The sequence below is a fragment of the Albimonas pacifica genome, assembly GCF_900113695.1.
In the GTDB taxonomy this organism is placed as follows: domain Bacteria; phylum Pseudomonadota; class Alphaproteobacteria; order Rhodobacterales; family Rhodobacteraceae; genus Albimonas; species Albimonas pacifica.
The window spans coordinates 110,253-132,136 of sequence record NZ_FOQH01000008.1; the positions used below are offsets into that span (position 1 = coordinate 110,253).

Annotated in this window: 20 protein-coding genes; 12 read left to right on the forward strand and 8 right to left on the reverse strand. The window is 69.8% G+C overall.

Annotated features, from left to right (window positions below):
- The first annotated feature begins 87 nt into the window (after positions 1 to 87).
- Complete coding sequence (locus BM064_RS17705) at positions 88 to 480, forward strand: HIT domain-containing protein (RefSeq protein WP_092861769.1); 393 nt, start codon at positions 88 to 90, stop codon at positions 478 to 480.
- 61 nt (positions 481 to 541) lie between these two features.
- Here the strand turns inward: BM064_RS17705 and BM064_RS17710 are convergent, their stop codons facing one another.
- Entirely contained in the window at positions 542 to 1,087 is a 546-nt protein-coding gene (locus BM064_RS17710; protein WP_245779203.1) for a carboxymuconolactone decarboxylase family protein, read from the reverse strand.
- Positions 1,088 to 1,298: 211 nt separating this feature from the next.
- Between BM064_RS17710 and BM064_RS17715 the strand changes: the two genes are divergently transcribed.
- A complete protein-coding gene (locus BM064_RS17715) occupies positions 1,299 to 2,234 on the forward strand; it encodes a leishmanolysin-related zinc metalloendopeptidase (protein WP_092861771.1) in 936 nt (311 codons plus the stop codon).
- Between the two features lie 61 nt (positions 2,235 to 2,295).
- Here the strand turns inward: BM064_RS17715 and BM064_RS17720 are convergent, their stop codons facing one another.
- The 3 genes from BM064_RS17720 to BM064_RS17730 form a co-directional block, all read right to left on the reverse strand.
- Positions 2,296 to 4,269 carry a bifunctional 2',3'-cyclic-nucleotide 2'-phosphodiesterase/3'-nucleotidase gene (locus BM064_RS17720; protein ID WP_092861773.1) on the reverse strand — a complete coding sequence of 658 codons (1,974 nt, stop codon included), beginning with the start codon at positions 4,267 to 4,269 and terminating at the stop codon, positions 2,296 to 2,298.
- A 292-nt stretch (positions 4,270 to 4,561) separates the two neighbouring features.
- Positions 4,562 to 5,713, reverse strand: coding sequence for an acyl-CoA dehydrogenase family protein (locus tag BM064_RS17725; RefSeq protein WP_092861775.1), 1,152 nt, complete (start codon positions 5,711 to 5,713; stop codon positions 4,562 to 4,564).
- Between the two features lie 163 nt (positions 5,714 to 5,876).
- Positions 5,877 to 6,599: a TetR/AcrR family transcriptional regulator gene (locus BM064_RS17730; RefSeq protein ID WP_143103373.1), complete on the reverse strand. Its 723-nt coding sequence runs from the start codon at positions 6,597 to 6,599 to the stop codon at positions 5,877 to 5,879.
- Positions 6,600 to 7,043: 444 nt separating this feature from the next.
- Between BM064_RS17730 and BM064_RS17735 the strand changes: the two genes are divergently transcribed.
- From BM064_RS17735 to BM064_RS17775, 9 genes are all read left to right on the forward strand, one after another.
- A complete protein-coding gene (locus tag BM064_RS17735) occupies positions 7,044 to 7,844 on the forward strand; it encodes an ABC transporter ATP-binding protein (RefSeq protein WP_245779204.1) in 801 nt (266 codons plus the stop codon).
- Complete coding sequence (locus tag BM064_RS17740) at positions 7,841 to 8,554, forward strand: ABC transporter ATP-binding protein (RefSeq protein WP_092861779.1); 714 nt, start codon at positions 7,841 to 7,843, stop codon at positions 8,552 to 8,554. The genes BM064_RS17735 and BM064_RS17740 overlap by 4 nt, the downstream gene beginning before the upstream one ends.
- A gap of 3 nt (positions 8,555 to 8,557) precedes the next feature.
- Positions 8,558 to 9,436: a branched-chain amino acid ABC transporter permease gene (locus BM064_RS17745; RefSeq protein WP_092861781.1), complete on the forward strand. Its 879-nt coding sequence runs from the start codon at positions 8,558 to 8,560 to the stop codon at positions 9,434 to 9,436.
- 7 nt (positions 9,437 to 9,443) lie between these two features.
- The gene (locus tag BM064_RS17750; RefSeq protein ID WP_218161071.1) at positions 9,444 to 10,481 is read left to right on the forward strand and encodes a branched-chain amino acid ABC transporter permease; all 1,038 of its coding nucleotides are present in this window, start codon (positions 9,444 to 9,446) and stop codon (positions 10,479 to 10,481) included.
- 290 nt (positions 10,482 to 10,771) lie between these two features.
- Positions 10,772 to 11,965, forward strand: a complete 1,194-nt coding sequence (locus tag BM064_RS17755; protein WP_092861783.1) for an ABC transporter substrate-binding protein — start codon at positions 10,772 to 10,774, stop codon at positions 11,963 to 11,965.
- Between the two features lie 229 nt (positions 11,966 to 12,194).
- Positions 12,195 to 13,379: an ABC transporter substrate-binding protein gene (locus BM064_RS17760; RefSeq protein WP_092861785.1), complete on the forward strand. Its 1,185-nt coding sequence runs from the start codon at positions 12,195 to 12,197 to the stop codon at positions 13,377 to 13,379.
- Between the two features lie 186 nt (positions 13,380 to 13,565).
- Positions 13,566 to 14,762, forward strand: a complete 1,197-nt coding sequence (locus tag BM064_RS17765) for an ABC transporter substrate-binding protein (RefSeq protein ID WP_092861787.1) — start codon at positions 13,566 to 13,568, stop codon at positions 14,760 to 14,762.
- A 141-nt stretch (positions 14,763 to 14,903) separates the two neighbouring features.
- Complete coding sequence (locus BM064_RS17770; protein WP_092861789.1) at positions 14,904 to 15,869, forward strand: diacylglycerol/lipid kinase family protein; 966 nt, start codon at positions 14,904 to 14,906, stop codon at positions 15,867 to 15,869.
- Positions 15,870 to 15,878: 9 nt separating this feature from the next.
- Positions 15,879 to 16,721 carry a metallophosphoesterase family protein gene (locus tag BM064_RS17775; RefSeq protein ID WP_092861791.1) on the forward strand — a complete coding sequence of 281 codons (843 nt, stop codon included), beginning with the start codon at positions 15,879 to 15,881 and terminating at the stop codon, positions 16,719 to 16,721.
- Between the two features lie 334 nt (positions 16,722 to 17,055).
- On the opposite strand, the gene BM064_RS17780 is transcribed toward BM064_RS17775, so the two are convergent.
- The 4 genes from BM064_RS17780 to ectA all read right to left on the reverse strand — a co-directional run bounded on the left by BM064_RS17780 (position 17,056) and on the right by ectA (position 21,005).
- Positions 17,056 to 18,552, reverse strand: coding sequence for an aspartate kinase (locus BM064_RS17780; protein WP_281244883.1), 1,497 nt, complete (start codon positions 18,550 to 18,552; stop codon positions 17,056 to 17,058).
- 117 nt (positions 18,553 to 18,669) lie between these two features.
- On the reverse strand, positions 18,670 to 19,068 hold the full coding sequence (locus BM064_RS17785; RefSeq protein WP_092861793.1) for an ectoine synthase: 399 nt from the start codon (positions 19,066 to 19,068) through the stop codon (positions 18,670 to 18,672).
- 13 nt (positions 19,069 to 19,081) lie between these two features.
- The gene (ectB, locus tag BM064_RS17790; RefSeq protein ID WP_092861795.1) at positions 19,082 to 20,380 is read right to left on the reverse strand and encodes a diaminobutyrate--2-oxoglutarate transaminase; all 1,299 of its coding nucleotides are present in this window, start codon (positions 20,378 to 20,380) and stop codon (positions 19,082 to 19,084) included.
- A 97-nt stretch (positions 20,381 to 20,477) separates the two neighbouring features.
- Entirely contained in the window at positions 20,478 to 21,005 is a 528-nt protein-coding gene (gene ectA, locus BM064_RS17795; RefSeq protein WP_092861797.1) for a diaminobutyrate acetyltransferase, read from the reverse strand.
- Positions 21,006 to 21,324: 319 nt separating this feature from the next.
- On the opposite strand from ectA, the gene BM064_RS17800 reads away from it, so the two are divergent.
- Positions 21,325 to 21,855, forward strand: coding sequence for a MarR family winged helix-turn-helix transcriptional regulator (locus BM064_RS17800; RefSeq protein WP_092861799.1), 531 nt, complete (start codon positions 21,325 to 21,327; stop codon positions 21,853 to 21,855).
- Positions 21,856 to 21,884: the final 29 nt, after the last annotated feature.

Sequence of the window (21,884 nt, forward strand, 5' to 3'; positions counted from 1 at the left end):
TGGAGGGCGGGGGGGGCGATGGACGGGGGGCGGGCGGCTGGGCTAACCCTTGGGCCGAACGCGCCATCCAAGCCCAGGGAACGCCCGATGAGCTACAGCTACGACGACCAGAACATCTTCGCGAAGATCCTTCGCGGGGAGATCCCCTGCAAGAAGGTGCTGGAGACCGAGCACAGCCTCGCCTTCCACGACATCCACCCGCAGGCCGAGGTCCATGTCCTGGTCATCCCCAAGGGCCCCTACGTGACCTACGACCATTTCGCCGCGCACGCCTCGGAGGCCGAGATCGTGGACTTCATGCGCGCCGTCGGCGACACCGCGAAGACCCTGGGCCTCGCCCCCGCCCAGGCCGAGGGCGGCAGTCGGATCCTGTCCAACGCCGGCCCTGACGCCCACCAGGAGGTGCCCCACCTGCATATCCACATCTTCGGCGGCGAGTTCCTGGGCCGGATGATCTCGGTCCCCTCGCGCCGCAAGTGAGGCGCGCGCCCGGGGCGCGGCGGACCCGCCCCCCGCGGGCGGGCGCCCCGGCCCGCGGCGATCACATCTCCGGCTCGACGCCCTCGGGCAGGTCGGCGTCGAAGACGTTGAGCGTCAGCGAGACCAGGGCGTAGTAGCCGTTGATCCCCACCAGGTCGACGAGCCCGTCGCGGCCCAGGATCGAGAGCGCCCGCTCGTAGAGCTCGGCCGGGACCGTGCGGTCGCGCTGGGCGACCAGGCTGAACTCGTGGCAGATCGCCTCCTGCGCGTCGGCGAAGGGCGGGGGCGTGCGGTCGCGGATCGCGTCGAGCACCGCCGGCGAGACGCCCGCGTCGAGCGCCATCTTCTTGTGGGCGTACCACTCGAACTGCGCGCTCCACACCCGGGCCACGGTGCAGATCGCGATCTCCGACAGCCGCGTCGGCAACGAGGAGCCGAAACGGCAGTAGGCGCCCAGCTCCTGCGCCGGCGCGGCGAGGCCGGGGCGGTGCAGCCAGAAGCCCAGGGGGCCGATGATCGCGGCGCGGGGGCCGGAGAGGATGGCCTCGGCCACCTCCTTCTGGGCGTCGGACATGTCGGAAAGCTCGGGCGGGGCGAGGCGGGCCAAGGGCGGTCTCCCGGATCGTGTCTGGTTATGATGCGGCGGAGCATGGACCGCCCCGCGCGCCGCGTCCATCGCCCCCGGGACGCGCGCCGCGCGCGCTCGTTCCCGCCTGCAACGGACCGCTGGCGGGATCCTGAACGGTGAGCTAACGTGCCCCCGTCCGGGAGCGGTCGCCGCCCCTTCCGGACGCGTTTCAATCCCTTGGGGGGGTGTCATGTCCTGCTTTCGTCCCGTCGCGGCCGCGCTCGCCGCGAGCCTCTGGCTCGCCGCGCCTGCCGCGGCCTATACCGTCAACCCGGGCGGCGGCGCCTACGATGCGCTGAAGATCGACGGCTACGGCACGTTCCAGGCCAACCTCCTGGCCAGCGCCGACACCCAGCCGCTGACCTCCGAGATCGTCGCCGCCGCGACCCAGGCGAAGACCACGCTCGACGGGCTGATCACCGGCTATGCCACCCAGACGCTGGGGGCGTTCTACGACACCTACGGTCTCGGCGGGGCGCCGGCGCTCGGCTACGACTTCGAGTTCCGGCTGACCGACCTCGACGGCGACGGGGGCACGCTGGCCCAGGCGCTGGTCTACACCCCGATCACCGACGGCGACTTCGTTTTGCCCTACGCCGCGCGCATCGAGATCGACGCCGCCGACCTGACGCTGATGAACGACGCCAGCATCCTGGCCGACGTGCTGCTGCACGAGATGATCCACGGCCTCGGCTTCAGCAGCTATTTCTGGGAGGCGAACGGCCTGCTCGCCGCCCCCGACGCCTATGTGGGGTCCTATGCGCTGGCGGCCTACGACCTCGAGTATCCCTCGGCCGGCGGCTTCATCCCGCTCGAGGACGTGGGCGGCGCGGGCACCGCGGGCTCGCACTGGGACGAGGAGGGGTTCGGCAACAGCGCCTCCGACTCCAGCTTCTCGGGCGAGCTGATGACCGGCTTCATCGGCGCCGAGGGGTTCCTGTCGCAGACCTCGATCTTCTCGCTGCAGGACATCGGCTACGCCCTGGGCGGGTCGCTGAGCTACACCGGGCCCTTCGGCACGATCACCGCCTACGCCGCGCCGGTCCCGGTTCCCGCGGCGGGGGGGCTGCTGGCCTCGGCGCTGCTGGGGCTCGCTTACGTGAAGCGCCGCCGCCGCGAGGCCTGAGGGCCGCGAGCGCGACGGTCGGACTGGCGGCCGCCCCGGCAGGGGCGGCCGTTTCGCGTTCTCAGAGGGTGATGCGGTAGCGCGCGAAGCCGTCGGCGCCCTCGCCCGCGTCCTCGATGCGCACGCCCTCGACCGAGCCCGCGTACTTGCGCCCGCCGGGGCCGGTGTCGAAGACGACCGTGGTCCCCGCCATCGGCGCGAAGGACCAGTTGGCGTCGGCGGAGGGATTGATCGTGCCCTGGTCGACGATGTAGCGCACGATGACGTCGCGGTTGGTGTCGGGGGCGACGAAGATGATCTTGTCCTCGGTCACGCCCGGGAAATTGCCGCCGCCGCCGGCGCGGTAGTTGTTGGTGGCGATGACGAATTTCGCCTCCGGGTCCAGCGGCGCGCCCTGGAAGGTCAGGTCGGCGATGCGGCTGGCGTCCGGGTTCACGACCGCGCCGTCGCGGTCGTATTTCGCGGGCTGGGAGAGGTCGATCCGGTAGCTGACCCCGTCGATGACGTCGAAGTTGTAGGAGGGGAAGCCGGGGTTGATCAGGGGGGCGTCGGCGGCGCCGGGCTCGACCTGGTTGAAGATGCCCGCCGACATCTCCAGCCACTCCTTCACGTCGGCGCCCGAGATCAGCATGGCGCGCGCGGTGTTGGGGTAGAGGTAGAGGTCGGCGACGTTCTTGATGGCGATGGGGCCGGTCTCGACCTCGGTGTAATACTCCGGCCCGCCGCGGCCGCCGGCCTTGAAGGGGGCGGCGGCGGACAGGATCGGCAGACCCGCGTGCTCCGAGCCCGCCAGCATCTGCTCGACATACCAGGTCTGGGCGTTGGAGACGATCTGGACCGAGGGGTCGTCGGCGACCAGCGCGAAGTAGGAGTGCAGCGGCGCCGAGGTCTCGCCGACCGGGCGTCGGACGTAGGCGAGCGTGGCTTCGTGGTCCTCGCGCGCGGCCTCTTCCACGGCGGCGACGCTCTCGACGAGGGGCACGTTCTTGCGCTCGACCCGCTCGTAGATCGGGCGGGCCTCGGTGGTGGCGGAGACGACGCGCCACTGGCCGCCCTCGCGTTCGATCATCAGGTCGATCAGGCCCATGTGGGAGCCCCAGAACCCCGCCATCACGCCGGGCTTGCCGGAGATCGTGCCCCTGGCGACGTCGAGCCCGCCGAAGCCCTCGTATTTGGAGCCGGGGAAGTCGAGGTGGCTGTGGCCGGTGACGATGGCGTCGATGCCCTCGACGGCGGCCAGCGGGATCGCCGCGTTCTCCATCATCGGCGCGTAGGCGTCCGAGCCGATCCCGGTGTGGGCGAGCGCGATCACCAGGTCGGCGCCCTCCTCCCGGATCTGGGGGACCCAGGCGCGGGCGGCCTCGACGATGTCGCGGGTCTCGACATTGCCCTCCAGGTGGCGCTTGTCCCAGGACATGATCTGGGGGGGCGTGAAGCCGATGAGGCCGAGCTTCAGCGCATGGGCCTCGCCGGCGCCGTCGGTCACCTGCGCCTCCACGATCACGTAGGGGGGCAGCCAGAGGTCGTCGGCGCGGGCCTCGGCCGCGAGCTTGCCGCGGGCGACGTTGGCGCAGACGAACGGGAAATTCGCGCCGGCCAGCACCTTGTCCATGAAGCCCAGGCCGTAGTTGAACTCGTGGTTGCCCAGCGTCGAGCAGGCGTAGCCCAGCACGTTCATCGCCTTGATCACGGGGTGGACGTCGCCCTCCTTCATCCCCCGCTCGTAGGCGATGTAGTCGCCCATCGGGTTGCCCTGCAGGAAGTCGCCGTTGTCGACGAGGATGGCGTTGGTCGCCTCCGCCCGGATGCCCTCCACCAGCGCCGCGGTGCGCGCGAGGCCCATCGAGTCGTTGGGCCGGTCGGCGTAGTAGTCGTAGGGGAAGACGTGCACGTGCAGGTCGGTGGTCGACATCACCCGCAGGTGCGCCTGGTTGGCCGCGGCGCGGGCCGAGAACGGATGCAGCGCGATCAGCGCGCCGGCGGCGGCGCCCGCCTGCAGCAGGCGGCGGCGGCCGAGGTCGATGGGGCGGGGCATGGGGAGACTCCCTGACGGTTGTTCGCTGGGGCGATGATGCACCCGCGCGCGCGCACCGTCATCCGCCGATGTCGCAGGCCCGCGACAGGCGCGCGACGGTTTCGCGAAACCGGGGGGAAGAAAGGACCCGTCCCGGCGCCGCCGGCCGGAACGGGGCAGGGGGTCCGCGGCGCGCGGCGACAGGAACCGCGCGCCGCGCGGAGACCCGGGCGCCGGTGAGCGGCGGCGCGGTCGGGCCCCCTCGGGGCGTCGGCGCACCAGCCGCCGCCCCGGTCGCGGTGGATCTCGGGCGTCAGTTGCGCGGGTAGGCGCCCATCCGCTTGGCGATGATCTGCAGCATCACCTCGTCCGCGCCGCCGCCGATCGAAGTCAGGCGCAGGTCGCGGTAGCAACGCGAAACGAAATTGTCCCACATGAAGCCCTGGCCCCCGAAATACTGGAGGCAGGCGTCGGGCACCGTGCGCGCGAGCCGCCCGGCTTTGAGCTTGGCCATCGAGGCGAGCGTGGTCACGTCCTCGCCCGCCAGCATCAGGTCGACCGCGCGCCAGGCCATGGCGCGCAGGGCCTCGATCTCGGTCTGCAGCTCGGCGAGCTTGAAGTGCACGGTCTGGTTGTCGAGGATCGGCTTGCCGAAGACCTTCCGCTCGGAGGTGTAGGCGATGGTGTCCTCGATGCAGAGCTCCAGCGTGCGGCACTTCACGAAGCAGGCCGAGAGGCGCTCCTCCTGGAACTGCTGCATCTGCATCTGGAAGCCGCGGCCCTCCTGACCGATCAGGTGGGACTTGGGCACCCGCACGCCGTCGAAGAAGATCTGGGCGGTGTCCGAGGCCCGCATCCCCAGCTTTTCCAGGGGTTTGGAGACCTCGATCCCCTTGGCGTCCATCGGCACCAGGATCAGCGACTTGTTGGAATGCTTCGCGCCGTCGGAGGTGTTGGCCAGCAGGCACAGCCAGTCGGCCTGGGTGGAGTTGGTGATCCACATCTTCGTGCCGGTGATGACGTAGTCGCCCCCGTCCGACACCGCCTGCGTCGCGATCTGGGAGACGTCGGAGCCCGCCTGCGGCTCCGAGACGGCGATCGAGGCGACCATCTTCCCCTCGATCACCGGGCGCAGCCAGTTGCGGCGCAGCGCGTCCGAGCCGAAGCGCGCGACGGCGGGCGTCGCCATGTCGGTCTGCACCGAGACGCCCATGTTCACGCCGTTGCAGCGCGCGTTGCCCAGCGCCTCGAGGAAGCAGGCGTGGAACGAATAGTCGAGACCCTGGCCCCCGAACTCCTCGGGCTTGTTGATGCCCAGCAGGCCCAGGCAGCCGAGCTTTCCGAGGATCTCGTGCGCCGGCCAGATGCCGGCGGCCTCCCACGCGTCGGCGTGGGGGTTCACCTCGGTCTCGACGAATCTGGTCATGGTATCGCGGATGGCGCGATGCTCTTCCGTCAGCCGCATGGGCTGAATCCTCCCCGATTGGTCTTTTATCGGCCGTCTGTTACGCCCCGGGCAGGGCGGCGCGGCCCTCTTAACTAACCCGTTAAATAACCGGCCGGCAAGCGGAGTCCGCCTGCCGCCGGCCGGAAGCCGCCGGGGCGTTCAGACGGGCGTCAGGAAGCGGTCAGGCGCGCCGCGCGAGGGCGCCTTCGAGGCGCTCGGCCGCCTGCTCCAGCCGGTCGGCGGCCTGGCGCAGGGCGGCGGCGTCGGGGTCGGTCCCGCGCTCGGCCGGGGCGCGGCCGAGGCCGGAGAGGAAGGCTTCCACCACCTGGCCCGCGGTGGCGGCCGGGATCTCGGAGACGGGCACCCCCTTGGTCAGCGCCGCCCGGCAGGCGTAGCCGAGCCCGCCGTAGAACATCGCCCGCATCATCGAGGGCGCGAGATCCTCGCGCAGCTCCCCCATCGCCGCGCCCTCGCGCGCCACGTGGTCGAAGACCTCGGTATAGGCGTGGTGCATCCGGTAGGCGTCGGAGGTGCGGTACTCCTCGATGAAGCCGATCTGGTAGGTCAGCCGGGCGAAGATCTTCCACGCCGGCGCCACCGCGCCCAGCCAGTGCTCGGCCAGGAAGGCGAGCCGGGCAGGGGCCCCGACCAGGCGGGCGACGCCGGCCTGCGCCTCGCGGGTGAGCTGCGAGTAGAAGCGCCGCTGCACGGCGTCGAACAGCGCGTCCTTGCCGCGGAAATAGAGGTAGACGGTCCCCTCCGCCACGCCGGCGGCGCGGGCGATGTCGGCGACCCGCGCGGCCTCGAAGCCGTGGATCGAGAAGGCGTCCAGCGCCGCGTCGACGATCTGGCGCTCCATCTCCTCGACGCGCTGCCGGCGGGTGCTCTGGGGTCGTCTCGTCACGGAGGGCTCCGGGCGGCGGGAAGGGGATGAGTCCGACTCATGATTCTTGAGCCGCGACTCAGCTCGCCTGAGAGTTGACCTCAGGTCTCAGGCCCTGCGCAAGGCCGAGTGCACCGCCGAAAAGTAATTGCTGCGCTGCGGGAAAGAATTCGGAAGGCCATGAACTTCAACCTCTTGATCGGGTGGTCAGCAAGGCTGACTTTTTCGATGAAGCGGTCGTGAAGCCTCTGGAATCGCCGTTTAATCAGGCGCTTGATATGCGTCGGCAAATCTGCTCGACTGCGTTCAAGTCCAACAAGATCGCGCCAGCACGCGACGTCAGGGAGGAGACATGAACGGCAAGACCGCCTTGGGCGGACGGATGTCGGCTGCGCCGTGCATCCGCACCGTACCCCTATTCAACGCCCGCGTGCGCACGCCGGCCCATCGCAACGGAGGGGCCCGATGAACGCGCCCATGCGGCAAGCCGCGACCGCCGGCACGCCGGTGATCGCGGTCGAGAACGTGACCGTCCGCTTCGGCGGGATCGTGGCCCTCGACGGGATCGAGTTCGACATCCACGAGGGCGAGATCCTCGGGCTGATCGGCCCCAACGGCGCGGGCAAGACCACGCTCTTCAACTGCCTGAGCCGGCTCTACACGCCCAACGACGGCGACATCCGGTTCAACGGAACCTCGATCCTGGGCGAGCCCGCCCACCGGATCGCGGGGATGGGCATCGGGCGCACCTTCCAGAACGTGGCGAGCTTCTCGAACCTGAGCGTGCGCGACAACATCCGCGTCGGCGCGCACTCGGCCTCGAGGTCGGACCCGGTCTCGGACGCGCTTCGCCTGCCGTGGGTGCGCAAGGGCGAGCGGGACATCGACGCCCGCGTGCAGGAGCTGATCGACTGGCTGGAGCTGAACGAGGTCGCGGACCTGCCGGTCTCGGGCCTGCCCTTCGGCACCCAGAAGCGGGTCGAGATGGCCCGCGCCATGGCGACCGAGCCGAAGCTCCTGCTGCTCGACGAGCCCGCCGGCGGCCTCAACCACGACGAGGTCGAGGAACTGGGCAAGCTGATCAAGATGGTGCGCGACGAGAAGGGCGTGACCGTCCTGCTGGTCGAGCATCACATGGCGCTGGTGATGTCGGTCTCCGACCGCGTGGTGGTGCTGAACTTCGGCCGCAAGATCGCCGAGGGCACGCCCGAAGAGGTGCAGAAGAACCCCGAGGTCATCGCCGCCTACCTGGGAGGAGACGAATGAGCCCGATCCTTGAAGTGAAGGGGCTCGAGGCCTCCTACGGCGACCTCACGGTGCTTCGCGGCATCAGCTTCGAGGTCGAGCAGGGCGGCGTCGCGACGCTTCTGGGCGCCAACGGCGCCGGCAAGACCACCACGCTGCGCGCCATCTGCGGCATGATCCGCCGCAAGGGCGAGATCACCTACGACGGGGAGCGGATCGACCGCCTCTCGACCGAGGCGATCGTGCGCCGCGGCATCGCCCACGTCCCCGAGGGGCGCGGCACCTTCACCACGCTCTCGGTCGAGGAGAACCTGCAGCTCGGCGCGATGACCCGGCCGATGGGCAAGGACATCTCCGCCGACATCGAGCGGTGCTACCACTTCTTCCCGCGCCTGAAGGAGCGGCGGACCCAGCAGGCGGGGACCCTCTCGGGCGGCGAGCAGCAGATGCTGGCCATCGCCCGCGCCCTGATGCTGCGGCCCCGCCTGATGCTTCTGGACGAGCCGTCCTTCGGCCTCGCGCCGATGATCACCAAGCAGATCTTCGACATCCTCGCGGACGTGAAGAAGGAGGCGGGCGTCTCGATGCTGGTCGTCGAGCAGAACGCCTCCCTCGCGCTGGGGATCGCCGACCACGCCTATCTGATCGAGACGGGCGAGATCGTGATGGCCGGCGAGGCGCAGACGATCCGCGACGACGAAGGCGTGCGCGCCGCCTATCTGGGGTACTGAGCGATGGAACTGTTCATTCAACAGATCGTCGCCGGCGTCGCCACGGGGGCGATCTACGCCTGCGTGGCGCTGGCGGTCGTGATGATCTACCAGGCCATTCACCACCTGAACTTCGCCCAGGGCGAGATGGCGATGTTCTCGACCTACATCGCCTGGCAGATGCTGCAGTGGGGGCTGCCCTACTGGGTCGTGTTCCCGCTGGTGATCCTGGTCAGCTTCGTGGGCGGCTTCGCCATCGAGCGGATCGTGTTCAAGCCGATCGAGAACGCGCCGGTGCTGAGCCACATCGTGATCTTCATCGCGCTGTTCGCGATCTTCAACAGCTTCGCGGGCTTCATCTGGGACTTCACCATCAAGGCCGTGCCCTCGCCCTTCGGGGACGGGCCGCTGTGGGAAGGCGCGATGATCGGCAAGCACCAGGCCGGCATGATCGGCGTGACGCTGATCGTCCTGCTGCTGCTGTGGGGCTTCTTCACCTTCACCCGCGTCGGCCTCGCCATGCGGGCCGCGGCGGTGAACCCCGAGAGCGCCCGGCTGGTCGGCATCCGCGTCTCGATGATGACGGCGCTCGGCTGGGGCATGGCCTCGGCCATCGGCGCGGTCGCGGGGATGCTGATCGCGCCGGTGGTGTTCCTCGAGCCGAACATGATGCTCTCGATCCTGCTCTACGGCTTCGCGGGCGCGGTTCTGGGCGGTCTGACCAGCCCGCTGGGCGCGGTGATCGGCGGCTTCATCGTCGGCGTCGTGGAGAACCTGGCCGGCACCTACATCCCCGTCATCGGGGGCGAGCTGAAACTTCCCATCGCGCTGTTCCTGATCGTCGCGGTGCTGCTGGTGAAACCCGCGGGCCTGCTGGGCCGCCGCGTGGTGCAGAGGGTCTGACATGGCGATGAGCGACGAAACCATGACCGGAGGCGCCTCCGGCTCGGCCAAGGCGGCCCCCGTCCCCAAGGGACGGGCCGCCGCGGCGGGGGGCAAATCGACCCTGGGCCAGGCGGTGTTCGTGATCCTGCTGCTGGGGGCGCTGGCGCTGCCCTTCATCTTCAAGAACTTCACCATCTTCCAGATGACGATGCTGATGGTCTACGCCATCGCCATCCTGGGTCTGAACCTGCTGACGGGCATCAACGGCCAGTTCTCGCTGGGCCACGGCGCCTTCTACGCGGTCGGCGCCTACACGGCGGCGATCATGATGGAGAACCTCGGCATCGGCTACGTGTGGACGCTGCCGGTGGCGGGGATCCTGTGCTTCGTGGTCGGCTTCCTGTTCGGCCTGCCGGCGCTGCGGCTCGAGGGCATATACCTCGCGCTCGCGACCTTCGCGCTGGCGGTGGCGACGCCCCAGTTCCTGAAGCTGACCCCGTTCGAGCACTGGACGGGCGGCGTGCAGGGCATCGTCATCATCAAGCCGGACGCGCCCTTCGGACTGGACGCGGTGCTCAACGCCGACCAGTGGCTCTACTTCTTCACCCTCGCGGTGGGGCTGTTCCTCTACTGGCTGGCGCGCAACCTGGTGCGCTCGCGCACGGGCCGCGCGCTGATGGCGATCCGCGACAACCCGATCGCGGCGCGCTCGATGGGGGTGAACACCTCGGTCTACAAGGCGACCGCCTTCGGGATCTCGGCGATGTTCACCGGCATCGCGGGGTGCCTCGGCGCCATCGTGATCCAGTTCGTGGCGCCCGACAGCTTCACCTTCGCCCTCTCGGTGGCGATCCTGGTGGGCCTGGTGATCGGGGGCGTGGGCTGGCTGCCGGGCGCCCTGCTGGGCGCCGCCTTCATCGTCTTCATCCCCAACGTGGCGGAAGAGATCTCGAAGGGCCTCGCGGGCGCCTTCTACGGCTTCTTCCTGATCGCGGTGATCTACCTGGCGCCGCAGGGCGCGGGCGGGCTGCTGCGCGCGCTGGTGGCGAAGCTGGGCCGCTGAGGCCCCGACGCGATCCCGGGGGCCGCGCACGCCGCGGCCCCCGGCGCGGACCCCCCGTCCGACGGGAGATCGGCGAGGGGTCCGGCGCGCCGCGAGGCGCAAGGAATGCGGCCGGCGAGACGGGCGGGAGGCCCGGCGACCGGCCCCGGGGCGAAGCGGAGCGGCTCCACCAGAAGGGCCGCGGCGCGCAGGGAGCGCCCCTCGACGGACCGCCGATCCCGGCGGACCCAAGCGGCCTCGGCAGAAGGGCCGTTCTCGTTCACAGCCCCCCTTTGGGAGACCCGTTCTACATGTTCAATCGACGTTCCCTGATGATGGCGGCCGCTTCGGCCTTCGTCCTGACCGCCGCGGGCCCTGCCGCCGCCCAGGACGCCATCAAGATCGGCAACACCATGCCCTATTCCGGTCCCGCCTCCGCCTACGGGCAGATCGGCCGGACGATCGAGGCCTATTTCAACAAGCTCAACGCCGAGGGCGGCGTGGCCGGCCGGCAGATCGAATTCATCACCTACGACGACGCCTACTCGCCCCCCAAGGCGGTCGAGCAGACCCGTCGCCTGATCGAGCAGGACGAAGTGGACGTTCTGTTCCAGAACCTGGGCACGCCCTCGAACACGGCGATCCAGAAATACGTGAACGCCAAGAAGGTGCCCCACCTGTTCCTCGCCACCGGCGCGGCCAAGTGGAACATGCCCGACAAGTTCCCGATGACCACCGGCTGGCAGCCCAGCTACCAGACCGAGGGCGCGATCTACGCCAAGTGGATCCAGGAGAACGTCGAGAACCCCAAGATCGCCATCCTCTGGCAGAACGACGACTTCGGGAAGGACTACCTGATCGGCATGAAGGAGGCCCTCGGCGAGGCCGCCGACAGCCTGATCGTGGCCGAGGCCCCCTACGAGGTCGCCCAGCCGACGGTGGACTCCGAGGTGCTGTCGCTGAAGGCCTCGGGCGCCAACGTGTTCTTCATCGTCGCCACGCCCAAGTTCGCCGCCCAGGCGATCAAGAAGAGCCACGAGATCGGCTGGGAGGCGGAGCGCTTCCTGTCCAACGTCTCGGTCTCGGTCGGCGCAGTGCTCAAGCCCGCGGGCTTCGAGGCGTCGAAGGGCGTGATCTCGGCCGCCTACCTCAAGGAGGCGACGGACCCGCAGTGGGCCGACGACCCCGCGATGGCCGAGTGGCGCGCCTTCATGGACGAGTACTATCCCGACGGCGACCAGGCCTCGTCCTTCACGGTCTTCGGCTACGGCGTGGCCAAGACCATGGAGCACGTGCTGGAGCAGGCGGGCGAGGGCGCGGACGCGCAGGCGATCCTCGAGGCCGCGACCTCGATGGACCACGTCGAGAACCCGATGCTGCTGCCCGGCATCACCATGACCACCGGCCCGACCGACTTCGCGCCGATCGAGGCGATGCAGCTGCAGCGCTTCAACGGCGAGACCTGGGAGCTGTTCGGCGAGATCATCCACGCCGAGTCCTCGTGATCCGGCGGCGCTGACCCGGCGCAGGAACGGGCGGGGGCACGCGGCGAAGATCGCGGCCCCGCCCGGCGCCGACAAGATCCCGCCCCCAAGGGAGAGACTGGGGGCGGGGTGACCATCGGGGCCCGGTCCGCACGCGCCGGACCGGGCCCCGAACCATCCTGGGGGTGAAAAGCTAAGGCTGGCATACCCTAAGGTTTACGTAACGAAAAGCGCGAATGGGAGGTTCCGCATGTTCGGACGCAAGACCTGGATGGCCGCTGCGGCGGCCGCTGCGATGATCGCCGGACCGGCGGTGGCGCAGGACGCCATCAAGATCGGCAACACCATGCCGTACTCGGGCCCGGCCTCGGCCTACGGCACGATCGGCAAGACGATCGAGGCCTATATCAACAAGATCAACGCCGAGGGCGGCGTGCACGGCCGGCAGATCGAGTGGATCAGCTACGATGACGGCTACTCGCCCCCCAAGACGGTGGAGCAGGTCCGCCGCCTGGTCGAGCAGGACGAGGTGGACATCCTCTTCGCCACGCTCGGCACGCCCACCAACACCGCGATCCACAAGTACGTGAACGCGAAGAAGGTGCCCCACCTGTTCGTCTCGACCGGCGCGTCCAAGTGGAACGACCCGTCGAACTTCCCGATGACCACCGGCTGGCAGCCCAACTACCCCACCGAGGGCGCGATCTACGCCAAGTACATCATGGAGAACATCGAGGATCCCAAGATCGCGATCCTCTACCAGAACGATGACTACGGCAAAGACTACCTGCACGGCATGAAGATGGGTCTCGGCGACAAGGCCGACAGCCTGATCGTGGCCGAGACCCCCTACGAGGTCGCCCAGCCCACCGTGGACTCCGAGGTCATCTCGCTGAAGTCGACGGGCGCCAACGTGTTCTTCATCGTGGCCACGCCCAAGTTCGCCGCGCAGGCGATCAAGAAGTCCGACGAGATCGGCTGGGAGGCGACCCGCTTCCTCAACAACGTCTCGGTCTCGGTCGGCGGCGTGCTGCAGCCGGCGGGGCTGGAGGCCTCCAAGGGCCTGATCTCGGCGGGCTACATGAAGGAGTCGACCGACCCGCAGTGGGCCGACGACGCCGAGATGGCCGAGTGGCGCAAGTTCATGGACGAGTACTACCCCGACGGCGACCAGACGTCCTCGTTCACCACCTTCGGCTACGCCATCGCCATCACCCTGCAGGAAGCGCTCGAGAAGGCCGGTCCCGACGCGGGCCCGGAGGAGATCCTGGCCGCGGCGACCTCGCTCGACGTGCGGGTTCCGATCCTGCTGCCCGGCATCCAGATCAAGACCTCGGAGACCGACTTCGCCCCGATCGAGGCGATGCAGCTGATGCGCTTCAACGGCGAGAGCTGGGAGTTCTTCGGCGAGGTCATCCACGCCGAGTCGAGCTGAACCGACATCCTCTCGGCCGCCGCCTGCGGGCGGCGGCCGACCCGCGCCCCCCGCGAGGGGGGATCTGCACATCGGGGCCCGATCCGCACCGCGCCGGATCGGGCCCCGTGGCGTCTGGGGCCCCGGAAACTAAGGGGCGCGAACCCTAAGGCGACCCATGGATCGGCGCGGACGGGAGGAAACGAGATGCTGAACAGACGCACACTGCTGGGCGCCGGGGCCGCGGCCCTTGCCGCCGCGGGGATCCCCGCCGCCGCGCTCGCCGCCGACGACGTCATCAAGGTCGGCAACACCATGGCCTACTCGGGCCCGGCCTCGGCCTACGGCCAGATCGGCTCGACCATCGGCGCCTATATCGAGATGGTGAACGCCCAGGGCGGCGTGAACGGGCGCAAGATCGAGTGGATCAGCTACGACGACGGCTACTCGCCGCCCAAGACCGTCGAGCAGATCCGCCGCCTGGTCGAGCAGGACGAGGTCGACCTGCTGCACGCGACGCTGGGCACGCCGACCAACACCGCGATCCACAAATACGTCAACGCCAAGAAGGTCCCGCACCTGTTCGTGGCGACCGGCGCCTCGAAGTGGAACGATCCCGAGAACTTCCCCTGGACCTCGGGCTGGCAGCCCAACTATCCGACCGAGGGGGCGATCTACGCCCAGTGGATCCTCGCCAACATCGAGAACCCCAAGATCGCCGTGCTCTACCAGAACGACGATTACGGGAAGGACTACCTCACCGGCCTGAAGCGCGGGCTGGCGGGGCGCGAGGACGTCATCGTCGCCGAGGCGCCCTACGAGGTGGCCCAGCCGACGGTGGACTCGGAAGTCATCAACCTCAAGGCCTCGGGCGCCAACGTGTTCTTCATCGTGGCCACCCCGAAGTTCGCCGCCCAGGCGATCAAGAAGTCGGCCGAGATCGGCTGGGAGGCCGAGCGCTTCCTCAACAACGTCTCGATCTCCGTCGGCTCGGTGCTGCAGCCCGCGGGGCTGGAGGCCTCGAAGGGCCTGATCTCGGCGGGCTACCTGATGGAGGTGGACGACCCCCAGTGGGCCGACCACGAAGAGGTCGCCGAGTGGCGCAGGTTCATGAACGAATGGTATCCCGCGGGGGACCAGACCTCGTCCTTCACCGTCTACGGCTACGCCTCGGCCTACACGCTGGTCGAGACGCTCAAGCGCTGCGGGGACGACTTCAGCCGGGAGAACATCGTCAGGCAGGCGGCCTCGCTGAAGGGGCTGCGCGCGCCGCTGCTGCTGCCGGGGATCACCATCAACACCTCCGCGACCGACCACGCGCCCATCGAGGCGATGCAGCTGATGCGCTTCAACGGCGAGAGCTGGGAGCGGTTCGGCGAGGTGGTGCACGCCGAGTCCTCCTGATCCCGGCCCCGAAACCTGCGGCCGCCCCGTCCCGAGGGGCGGCCGTGTCGCAGGGCGCGCCCGCAAATCGGCGGAATTCGGCCTAGGCCCCGCCGGATACGACTCCACATTCGTAGAGAGCCGATCCACGGGAGCCCCCATATGTCCGCCGTCCCCGCCACCGCGACCGACGCGACCGACGCCGACGCCCCGCCGCGCGAGCGGGCCGACGAGACCTGCGTGATCCTCAACGCCGGCTCCGGCAAGCGCCGCGCCGAGGCGCTGGCGGCGAGCCTGGAGCGCGAGTTCGCCCGCCACGGCCTCGCCGCGCGCCTGCGCCTGATCCGCAAGGGCTCGCAGCTCGAGGCCGCCGCGCGCCAGGCCGCCGACGAGGGCTTCGGCACCGTCGTCGCCGGCGGCGGCGACGGCACCATCAACGCGGTCGCGGGGGCCATCGCCGGCTCCGGCGCGCGGCTGGGGGTGATCCCGCTGGGCACGTTCAACTACGTGGCCCGCAGCCTCGGGCTGCCCGAGACGCCCGAGGAGGCGGTCGAGGTGCTGGCGACGGGCGCGCCCCGGCCGCTGCCGCTGGGCGAGGTCAACGGGCGGGTGTTCCTCAACAACGCCAGCCTCGGCGCCTACGCCAAGATCCTGGAGACGCGCGAGAGCGTCTATCACCGCTTCGGCCGCAGCCGCGTCGCCGCCCACTGGTCGGTGGTCACCGCGCTGGCCGAGTTCCGCGCGCCGCTGAACGCCAAGGTGACGGTGGACGGCGAGGTGACGCGGGTGCGCACCCCGCTCGCCTTCGTCGCCAACAACGCCTTCCAGCTCGAGCAGTTCGACTTCTTCGAGGCGGCCGAGCGGGTGCGGGGCGGCGAATTCGCCCTGTTCCTCGCCCCCGACGGCGAGCCCTTCGACCTGATCCGCTTCGCCGCCGCCCTGGGGCTGAAGACGCTGAAGCCGGGCCGGGACTTCGAGATGCTCTACGGCAAGGACATCCTGGTCGAGACCCGCCGCACCCGCCGCCTGGTGGCGCGCGACGGCGAGCGGGAGAAGATGACCGGGCCGTTCCATTTCCTGCGCAAGGACGGGGCGCTGGAGGTTCTCGCGCCCGCCGAGGGGGGCTAACCTGCCTCCATGCTCAGACTGGCCCATCTCTCCGACCTGCATTTCGGCCGCGTGCCGCCCCGCATCGCCGACCGCCTGCTGGAGGCGGTGGCGCGCCTCGCTCCCGACCTGACCGTGATCACCGGCGACATGACCCAGCGCTCGCGCTCGAGCCAGTGGCGCATGGCGCGCGAGTTCGTCGAGAAGCTCCCCGGCCCGGTGATCTGCGTGCCCGGCAACCATGACGCGCCGCTGGAGAACGTGGCGCGCCGGCTGGTGAGCCCCTGGCGGCGCTACCGGCGCTACATCGCGCTGGACGTCGCCCCGACGACCCGGATGAAGGGCGTGCGGGTGGTGGGGGCGAACAGCGCGAGCCGGGTGGAGTGGCAGCGCGGCCGGCTCGATCCGGGCGACATGGCGCGCGCCTGCAAGGCCCTCGCCGAACCCCCGCGCGAGGCGCTGACGGTGCTGGCGCTGCATCACCCGCTCGAGCAGCTCCCCGACGACCCCAAGGCCCCGCTGCGCGACGCCGAGGACCACGCCCGCCGCCTCGCCGACGCGGGGGCGGAGATGGTGCTGTGCGGGCACATGCACACCTGGCGGGCGATGCCGATCCTGGGCGGACGGATGCTGCAGGTGCAGGCGGGGACCTCGCTGTCGCTGCGCACGCGCGGGGAGGAGAACGACTTCAACCTGCTGACCCTGGGCGAGGGCCGCGTCGACGTCGAGCGCCACGCGGTCGGCGAGGGCGGCGAGGACTTCCTGCGCCTGTCGGGGATGAGCTTCGCCAAGCGCGACGGGCTCTGGCGGCAGGTGGAGGGCAGGGCGCCCCGCGAGACCGCCGTCCCGGCCGAGGCCCGAGACTCCGCCTGAGACGAGGGGCTTGAGACGGGCGCCTGAGACGGGGTCGGCGGGCGGGCGATGCCGGCCCGCAGGGCCGGCGAGAGCCGCTCCGTCGAGCCTTCATCCCTTCATCCCGCCATGAGAACCGTCGGCGGGTCGGGACTCGCGCGCCCTGCGGGCGCGCATCGCCCGCCCGCCGACCCCATCGCCGAGGACCTGAGGCAGGCCGGGCGCGCCCTCCGAGACCGGACCCACGCTTCCGGGACCGGGCCCGCAACGGAAAACCGCCCGCGCGGGAGGCGCGGGCGGTTTCGTCGCAAGCGTCGGCTTGGGGCCGGCGGCCCGGTTCGGCCGGCGGCCGGCCTCAGGCGGCGCGCAGCGAGGCGGCCTTGGCCTCCAGCGGCTCGGCGTCGAGCTCGGGCTTCGCGGTCTCCTCGGCGGAGGCGACCAGCTCCTCGTGCAGGGCGCGCACGGCGTCGTCGGCCTGCTCGGCCGGCACCAGCCACTGCACGTCCACGGCGCGGCCGTTGTCCTGCACCGCCAGCACCTTCACCTGCGCGGCCTCCAGCGCGGCGAGGCCGCGGCGGGCGACCGAGAGGCCCTCGAGGTTGCGCCCGATCGCGGAGACCAGCGCCATCTTGCGCGCCCGCACCCGGGCGCCGGGGCAGGTCTCGGCGAGGTCCGCCTCCACCCGCTTCACCAGCTTCAGCGAGGCGTCCACGTAATGCGTGATGGTGTTGGCGTTGGAGCTCTTGGAGACGATGCGCACCCGGTGGCGGGTCAGGCTCTCCAGGATCCGGGCGTCGTAGCCCTTCACGCCGACCATGTCCTGCTCGAACACCTCGAGCGCGAGGACGGGCAGGCCGGTGACCATCTCGACCCGGGTCTCGCCGCCGTATTCGGCGTCGATCAGGGTGCCGGGGTCCTCCGGCTCGAAGGCGTTGGTCACGCGCAGCGGGATGCCGGCCTGGCGGAGCGTCTTGGCGGCGCGGGGATGGATCGCCTCCATCCCGAGGTTGGAGAGCTGGTCGGCCACGTCGTAGTTGGTGCGGCCGAGCTTGCGCACCGCATCCGCGCCCACGACCTTGGGGTCGGCCGAGGAGAGGTGGAACTCCTTGTGCACGATCGCCTCGCGCGCGCGGGTGCGGGCGGCGATGCGCGAGAAGGTGACCTCGGAATAGCCGCGGTCGAACTCGCGCATCAGGCCCTCGCGGCACTGGGCGTAGCCGGTGACGATCGGCAGCTCCCGGGCGAGGTCGATGTCCTCGAAGCCCAGGTCGATGCGCTGGTCGAGCGAGGGATGGGTCTCGTCGCGCCAGCCGGTCAGGTCGACGAAGCGGGCGTTGACCCCGTGGCGGCGCAGCAGGGTCGCGGTGACGAAGGCGGAATGCGCCTCGCCCAGGCCCGAGAGCAGCTCGCGCACCGTCAGCAGGTGGGTGTCGAGCTGGAAATGGCCGTAGGAGCACAGGCGCTGCAGGTCGATGAGGACCGAGCGCGCGCCCTCCACCCGCTCGCGCACGAAGTCGTCGGCGGCGCGCAGGTCGGCCTTGTCGTCCAGGATCTCGTGGTGGGCGTCGGTCATCGCCTTGAGCACGCGGTTGAGCCCGTCCGACCAGCCATGATCGTGGTCGGCGTTGGCGAACAGCGCGTAGACGCCGGAGTCGCCCGTCTTCTTGTGCTCCAGCAGCAGGTTGGTGATGCCGGCGTAGGCGGAGACCACGAAGACGCGGTTGTAGAACGCGTCCTCGGTCCGGTCGCCGATGAAGAGGCCGTCGAGAAGCTCGCAGGTGCGGCTCATCGAGGTGCCGCCGATCTTCTCGACGGTGTGCTCGCGAAGCGGGGCGTTATCGTTGCAGGTCACGGGGGTCCCTGTTCGTTGGGGTCGCCTGGAGAGCGTCTGGTGTCGGGAGCCTCGCCCCCCGGCCGGAAGCCGGGGGCGAGGCCCTGTCGCTGCGCCCCGTCGACGGGGCGCGGGCCCTCAGGCGGCCGACTCTTCCTCGGCCGGGGCGTAGGAACCATCGGCGCGATGGACCTCCTTCCCGGTGACGGGCGGATTGAAGGTGCAGGCGAAGACGCACTCGGTCTTGCAGCGCAGCGTGTGCTTGTCGTGCAGGTTCAGCGCGTACATCACGCCCGGCTTGATCTGGTGCACCTCGCCGGTGGCCAGGTCCTCGATCGAACCCTCGCCGGAGATGCAGTAGACGCTCTCGAAGTGGTTCTTGTAGTGGAACGTATGCTCCGAACCGGCCTCGATGATGGTGATATGGAAGCTGAAGCCCATCTTGTCATCGGCCAGCAGCAGCCGGACCGAGCGCCAGCGCTCGGCGGCGGCCTCGCGCTCGGTCCCCATGGCGTCGTTCAGGTCACGGACGATCATTGGCGGTAACTCCTTATTCGGCGGCCATCTTCGGGGCCTGGCCCGCAACGCGGGCGGCCACGGCGGCCTCGAGGATGTCGAGCCCCTGGGTCAGGGTCTCGCGTTCGATGGTAAGCGGGCAGAGCACCTTGACCACCTCGTCGTGCGCGCCCGAGGTCTCGATGATCAGGCCGGCCTTGAAGCAGTCGGCGCAGATCGCCTCGGCGAGCTCGCCCGAGCCCACGTCCACGCCCTGCATCATGCCCCGGCCCTTGACGCGGGCCTCGGGGATCATGCCGGCGATGGCCGACAGGCGATGGTTGAGGATCTCGGCCTTCTCCTTGATTTCCTTCGAGAAGGCGTCGTCGGCCCAGAACTTCTCCAGCGCGACGCGCGCGGTGATGAAGGCGTGGGTGTTGCCGCGGAAGGTGCCGTTGTGCTCGGCGGGCTTCCACACGTCCAGCTCCGGCTTCAGCAGCAGGCAGGCGAAGGGCAGGCCCATGCCCGAGAGCGACTTGGCGAGCGGGATCATGTCCGGCTCGACGCCCATCTCCTCGAAGGAGAAGAAGGTGCCGGTGCGCCCGCAGCCCGCCTGGATGTCGTCCAGGATCAGAAGGATGCCGTGTTTCTTGGCGATGCGGTCGAGACCGCGCAGCCACTCGGCCGAGACGGCGTTCAGGCCGCCCTCGCCCTGCACGGGCTCCAGCAGGAACGCGGCCGGGTGGTCGAGGCCGGAGGAGGGGTTCTCCAGCATCGCCTCGATCTGGGCGAGCGTGTCCACGCCCTCGCCGAAGGCGCCCTCGTAGGGCAGGCGGGTGACGCCCGAAAGGGCCATGCCCGCGCCGTTGCGCTTGCCGGCGTTGCCGGTCGCGGCCAGCGCGCCCAGCGTCATGCCGTGGAAGCCGTTGGTGAAGGCGACGATGTTCTCGCGGCCCGTGGTCTTGCGCGCCAGCTTCATCGCGGCCTCGACCGCGTTGGTGCCGGTGGGGCCGACCATCATCACCTTGTGGTCCATGCCGCGCGGCTCGAGGATCAGGCGCTCGAACGTCTCGAGGAACGCCTGCTTCGGGCCGGTGTGGAAGTCCAGCGCATGGCCGATGCCGTCGGCGGCCAGGTGCTCGATCACCGCCTGCTTCATGTCGGGGTCGTTATGCCCGTAGTTCAGCGAAGAGCAGCCGGCGAGGAAGTCGATGTATTCGCGCCCGTCCGCGTCGGTCATCCGCGCGTTGCGCGCCGAGACGAAGGACGTGGGGAACGAGCGGCAGTAGCTGCGCGCCTCGGACTCGCGCCGGGTGTAGATGCTCAGGTCGGCCGTATGCTCGGTCGAGGTCATGGGAGAACCTCCCTTCTTGTCGATGGTCTGGGGATGGGCCCTTCCGGGACCCGCGCGATCGGTGAGGACGCCGCGGGCCCCGGTCGGTCTCCGGGGCTCAGGCGGCGGCGGCCGCGAGCGCCCCGAACGGGCCGATGGTGACCATGTATTCCGTGTCGTGACGGCCCTCGAAGTGGTCGTCGCGCTTGAAGTGCGGCTCGCGCTTCAGCACCGCGTCCTGGCGGTCGGCGAAGCGGCGGAACAGCGCCCAGCTCGCGTCGTTGGAGCGGGTGATGGTGGTCTTCAGGCGGCTCACGTCCGCGCAGACCTCCCGATCGAGCAGGTCCTGGAGCATCTTGCCGGCCAGGCCCATGCCGCGGGCGTTCTCGGAGACCGCCACCTGCCAGATGAACAGGGTGTCGGGCTCCTGCGGGGGGATGTAGCCCGAGATCCAGCCCAGCGTCTCGCCGTCCTTCTCCGCCACCACGCAGGTGTCGGCGAAGTGATCGCACTGCAGCAGGTTGCAGTAGAGCGAGTTGCGGTCCAGCGGCTCGCAGTTCCGGATCAGGTCCCACACGGCCGCGCCATCTTCGGCGGTGGGCGTGCGAAGGGTCGGAAGATCGGTCTGGAGAGTGTCGCGGGGCATGAGTCCATCGTTGGTCGTTTCGGTTGATTGAAAGATACGGGGGGTCATGGAAATTTCAACCCCGAAGGAGTTTTTGCGCACCCGCGTGGCTGAGGTGATTTCACACAAGCAAAATCAATTAGTTATGCGTTTTCAGGCTGCATATTTTCGCGCCAGTAAACTTCATTTCGTAAATTTATTTCGCGTTCAGGGGCTGGAAATCCTTCGGAGGCGGAACGAAATCCACGTCATGGCTTTAAACGCACGATCCTTCGAATATGATGCGGCGAGGTCGCTGGCAGCGGCCGCGCTGCCGTCTGTCCCTGGAACCCGCTCCGCCATGCAGGACCGCGTGAAATCTTCGCTGGTGGCCTTGCGCCGGATCCTCCGCGCGACCGAGGGCTCGGCCCGGGCGCTGGCGCGGGAGACCGGGCTCACCACGCCCCAGCTCATGGTGCTCGACCACCTGGCCGAGCGCGCGGAGGCGACGCCCAAGACCATCGCCCAGTCGGTCGGCGTGGCCCAGGCCACCGCCACCGCGCTGATCGAGAAGCTGGAGGCGCGCGGCTTCGTGCGCCGCCGGCGGGGCGAGACCGACCGTCGCCAGTTCTGGCTGTCGCTGACGCCCGAGGGGCAGGCCGCGCTAGAGGCCGCGCCCGATCCGTTGCAGTCGCGCTTCGCCGAGAAGTTCGACCGGCTGGCGGACTGGGAGCAGTCGATGCTGGTCGCCTCGCTGGAGCGGGTGGCGGCGCTGATGGAGGCGGCCGACGTGTCGCGCTCCGGCGAGGTCGCGCCCCTGCTGCACGCCGGCGAGGTGGACGAGGCCCATCCAGAGGCGCGCGACCGCCGCGGACCCAACGGGCGCAACTGAGCGCCGTCCGCCCGTCAGGCGCCGCGGCG

What these genes read in the sequence shown, in the direction of transcription:
- BM064_RS17775 (WP_092861791.1), top strand. Translation starts at nt 15,879, where the DNA reads ATGCTCAGACTGGCCCATCTCTCCGACCTGCATTTCGGCCGCGTGCCG.
- BM064_RS17770 (WP_092861789.1), top strand. Translation starts at nt 14,904, where the DNA reads ATGTCCGCCGTCCCCGCCACCGCGACCGACGCGACCGACGCCGACGCC.
- BM064_RS17785 (WP_092861793.1), bottom strand. Translation starts at nt 19,068, where the DNA reads ATGATCGTCCGTGACCTGAACGACGCCATGGGGACCGAGCGCGAGGCC.
- BM064_RS17715 (WP_092861771.1), top strand. Translation starts at nt 1,299, where the DNA reads ATGTCCTGCTTTCGTCCCGTCGCGGCCGCGCTCGCCGCGAGCCTCTGG.
- BM064_RS17755 (WP_092861783.1), top strand. Translation starts at nt 10,772, where the DNA reads ATGTTCAATCGACGTTCCCTGATGATGGCGGCCGCTTCGGCCTTCGTC.
- BM064_RS17740 (WP_092861779.1), top strand. Translation starts at nt 7,841, where the DNA reads ATGAGCCCGATCCTTGAAGTGAAGGGGCTCGAGGCCTCCTACGGCGAC.
- BM064_RS17765 (WP_092861787.1), top strand. Translation starts at nt 13,566, where the DNA reads ATGCTGAACAGACGCACACTGCTGGGCGCCGGGGCCGCGGCCCTTGCC.
- BM064_RS17750 (WP_218161071.1), top strand. Translation starts at nt 9,444, where the DNA reads ATGAGCGACGAAACCATGACCGGAGGCGCCTCCGGCTCGGCCAAGGCG.
- ectB (WP_092861795.1), bottom strand. Translation starts at nt 20,380, where the DNA reads ATGACCTCGACCGAGCATACGGCCGACCTGAGCATCTACACCCGGCGC.
- BM064_RS17705 (WP_092861769.1), top strand. Translation starts at nt 88, where the DNA reads ATGAGCTACAGCTACGACGACCAGAACATCTTCGCGAAGATCCTTCGC.
- ectA (WP_092861797.1), bottom strand. Translation starts at nt 21,005, where the DNA reads ATGCCCCGCGACACTCTCCAGACCGATCTTCCGACCCTTCGCACGCCC.
- BM064_RS17720 (WP_092861773.1), bottom strand. Translation starts at nt 4,269, where the DNA reads ATGCCCCGCCCCATCGACCTCGGCCGCCGCCGCCTGCTGCAGGCGGGC.
- BM064_RS17800 (WP_092861799.1), top strand. Translation starts at nt 21,325, where the DNA reads ATGCAGGACCGCGTGAAATCTTCGCTGGTGGCCTTGCGCCGGATCCTC.
- BM064_RS17760 (WP_092861785.1), top strand. Translation starts at nt 12,195, where the DNA reads ATGTTCGGACGCAAGACCTGGATGGCCGCTGCGGCGGCCGCTGCGATG.
- BM064_RS17735 (WP_245779204.1), top strand. Translation starts at nt 7,044, where the DNA reads ATGAACGCGCCCATGCGGCAAGCCGCGACCGCCGGCACGCCGGTGATC.
- BM064_RS17725 (WP_092861775.1), bottom strand. Translation starts at nt 5,713, where the DNA reads ATGCGGCTGACGGAAGAGCATCGCGCCATCCGCGATACCATGACCAGA.
- BM064_RS17745 (WP_092861781.1), top strand. Translation starts at nt 8,558, where the DNA reads ATGGAACTGTTCATTCAACAGATCGTCGCCGGCGTCGCCACGGGGGCG.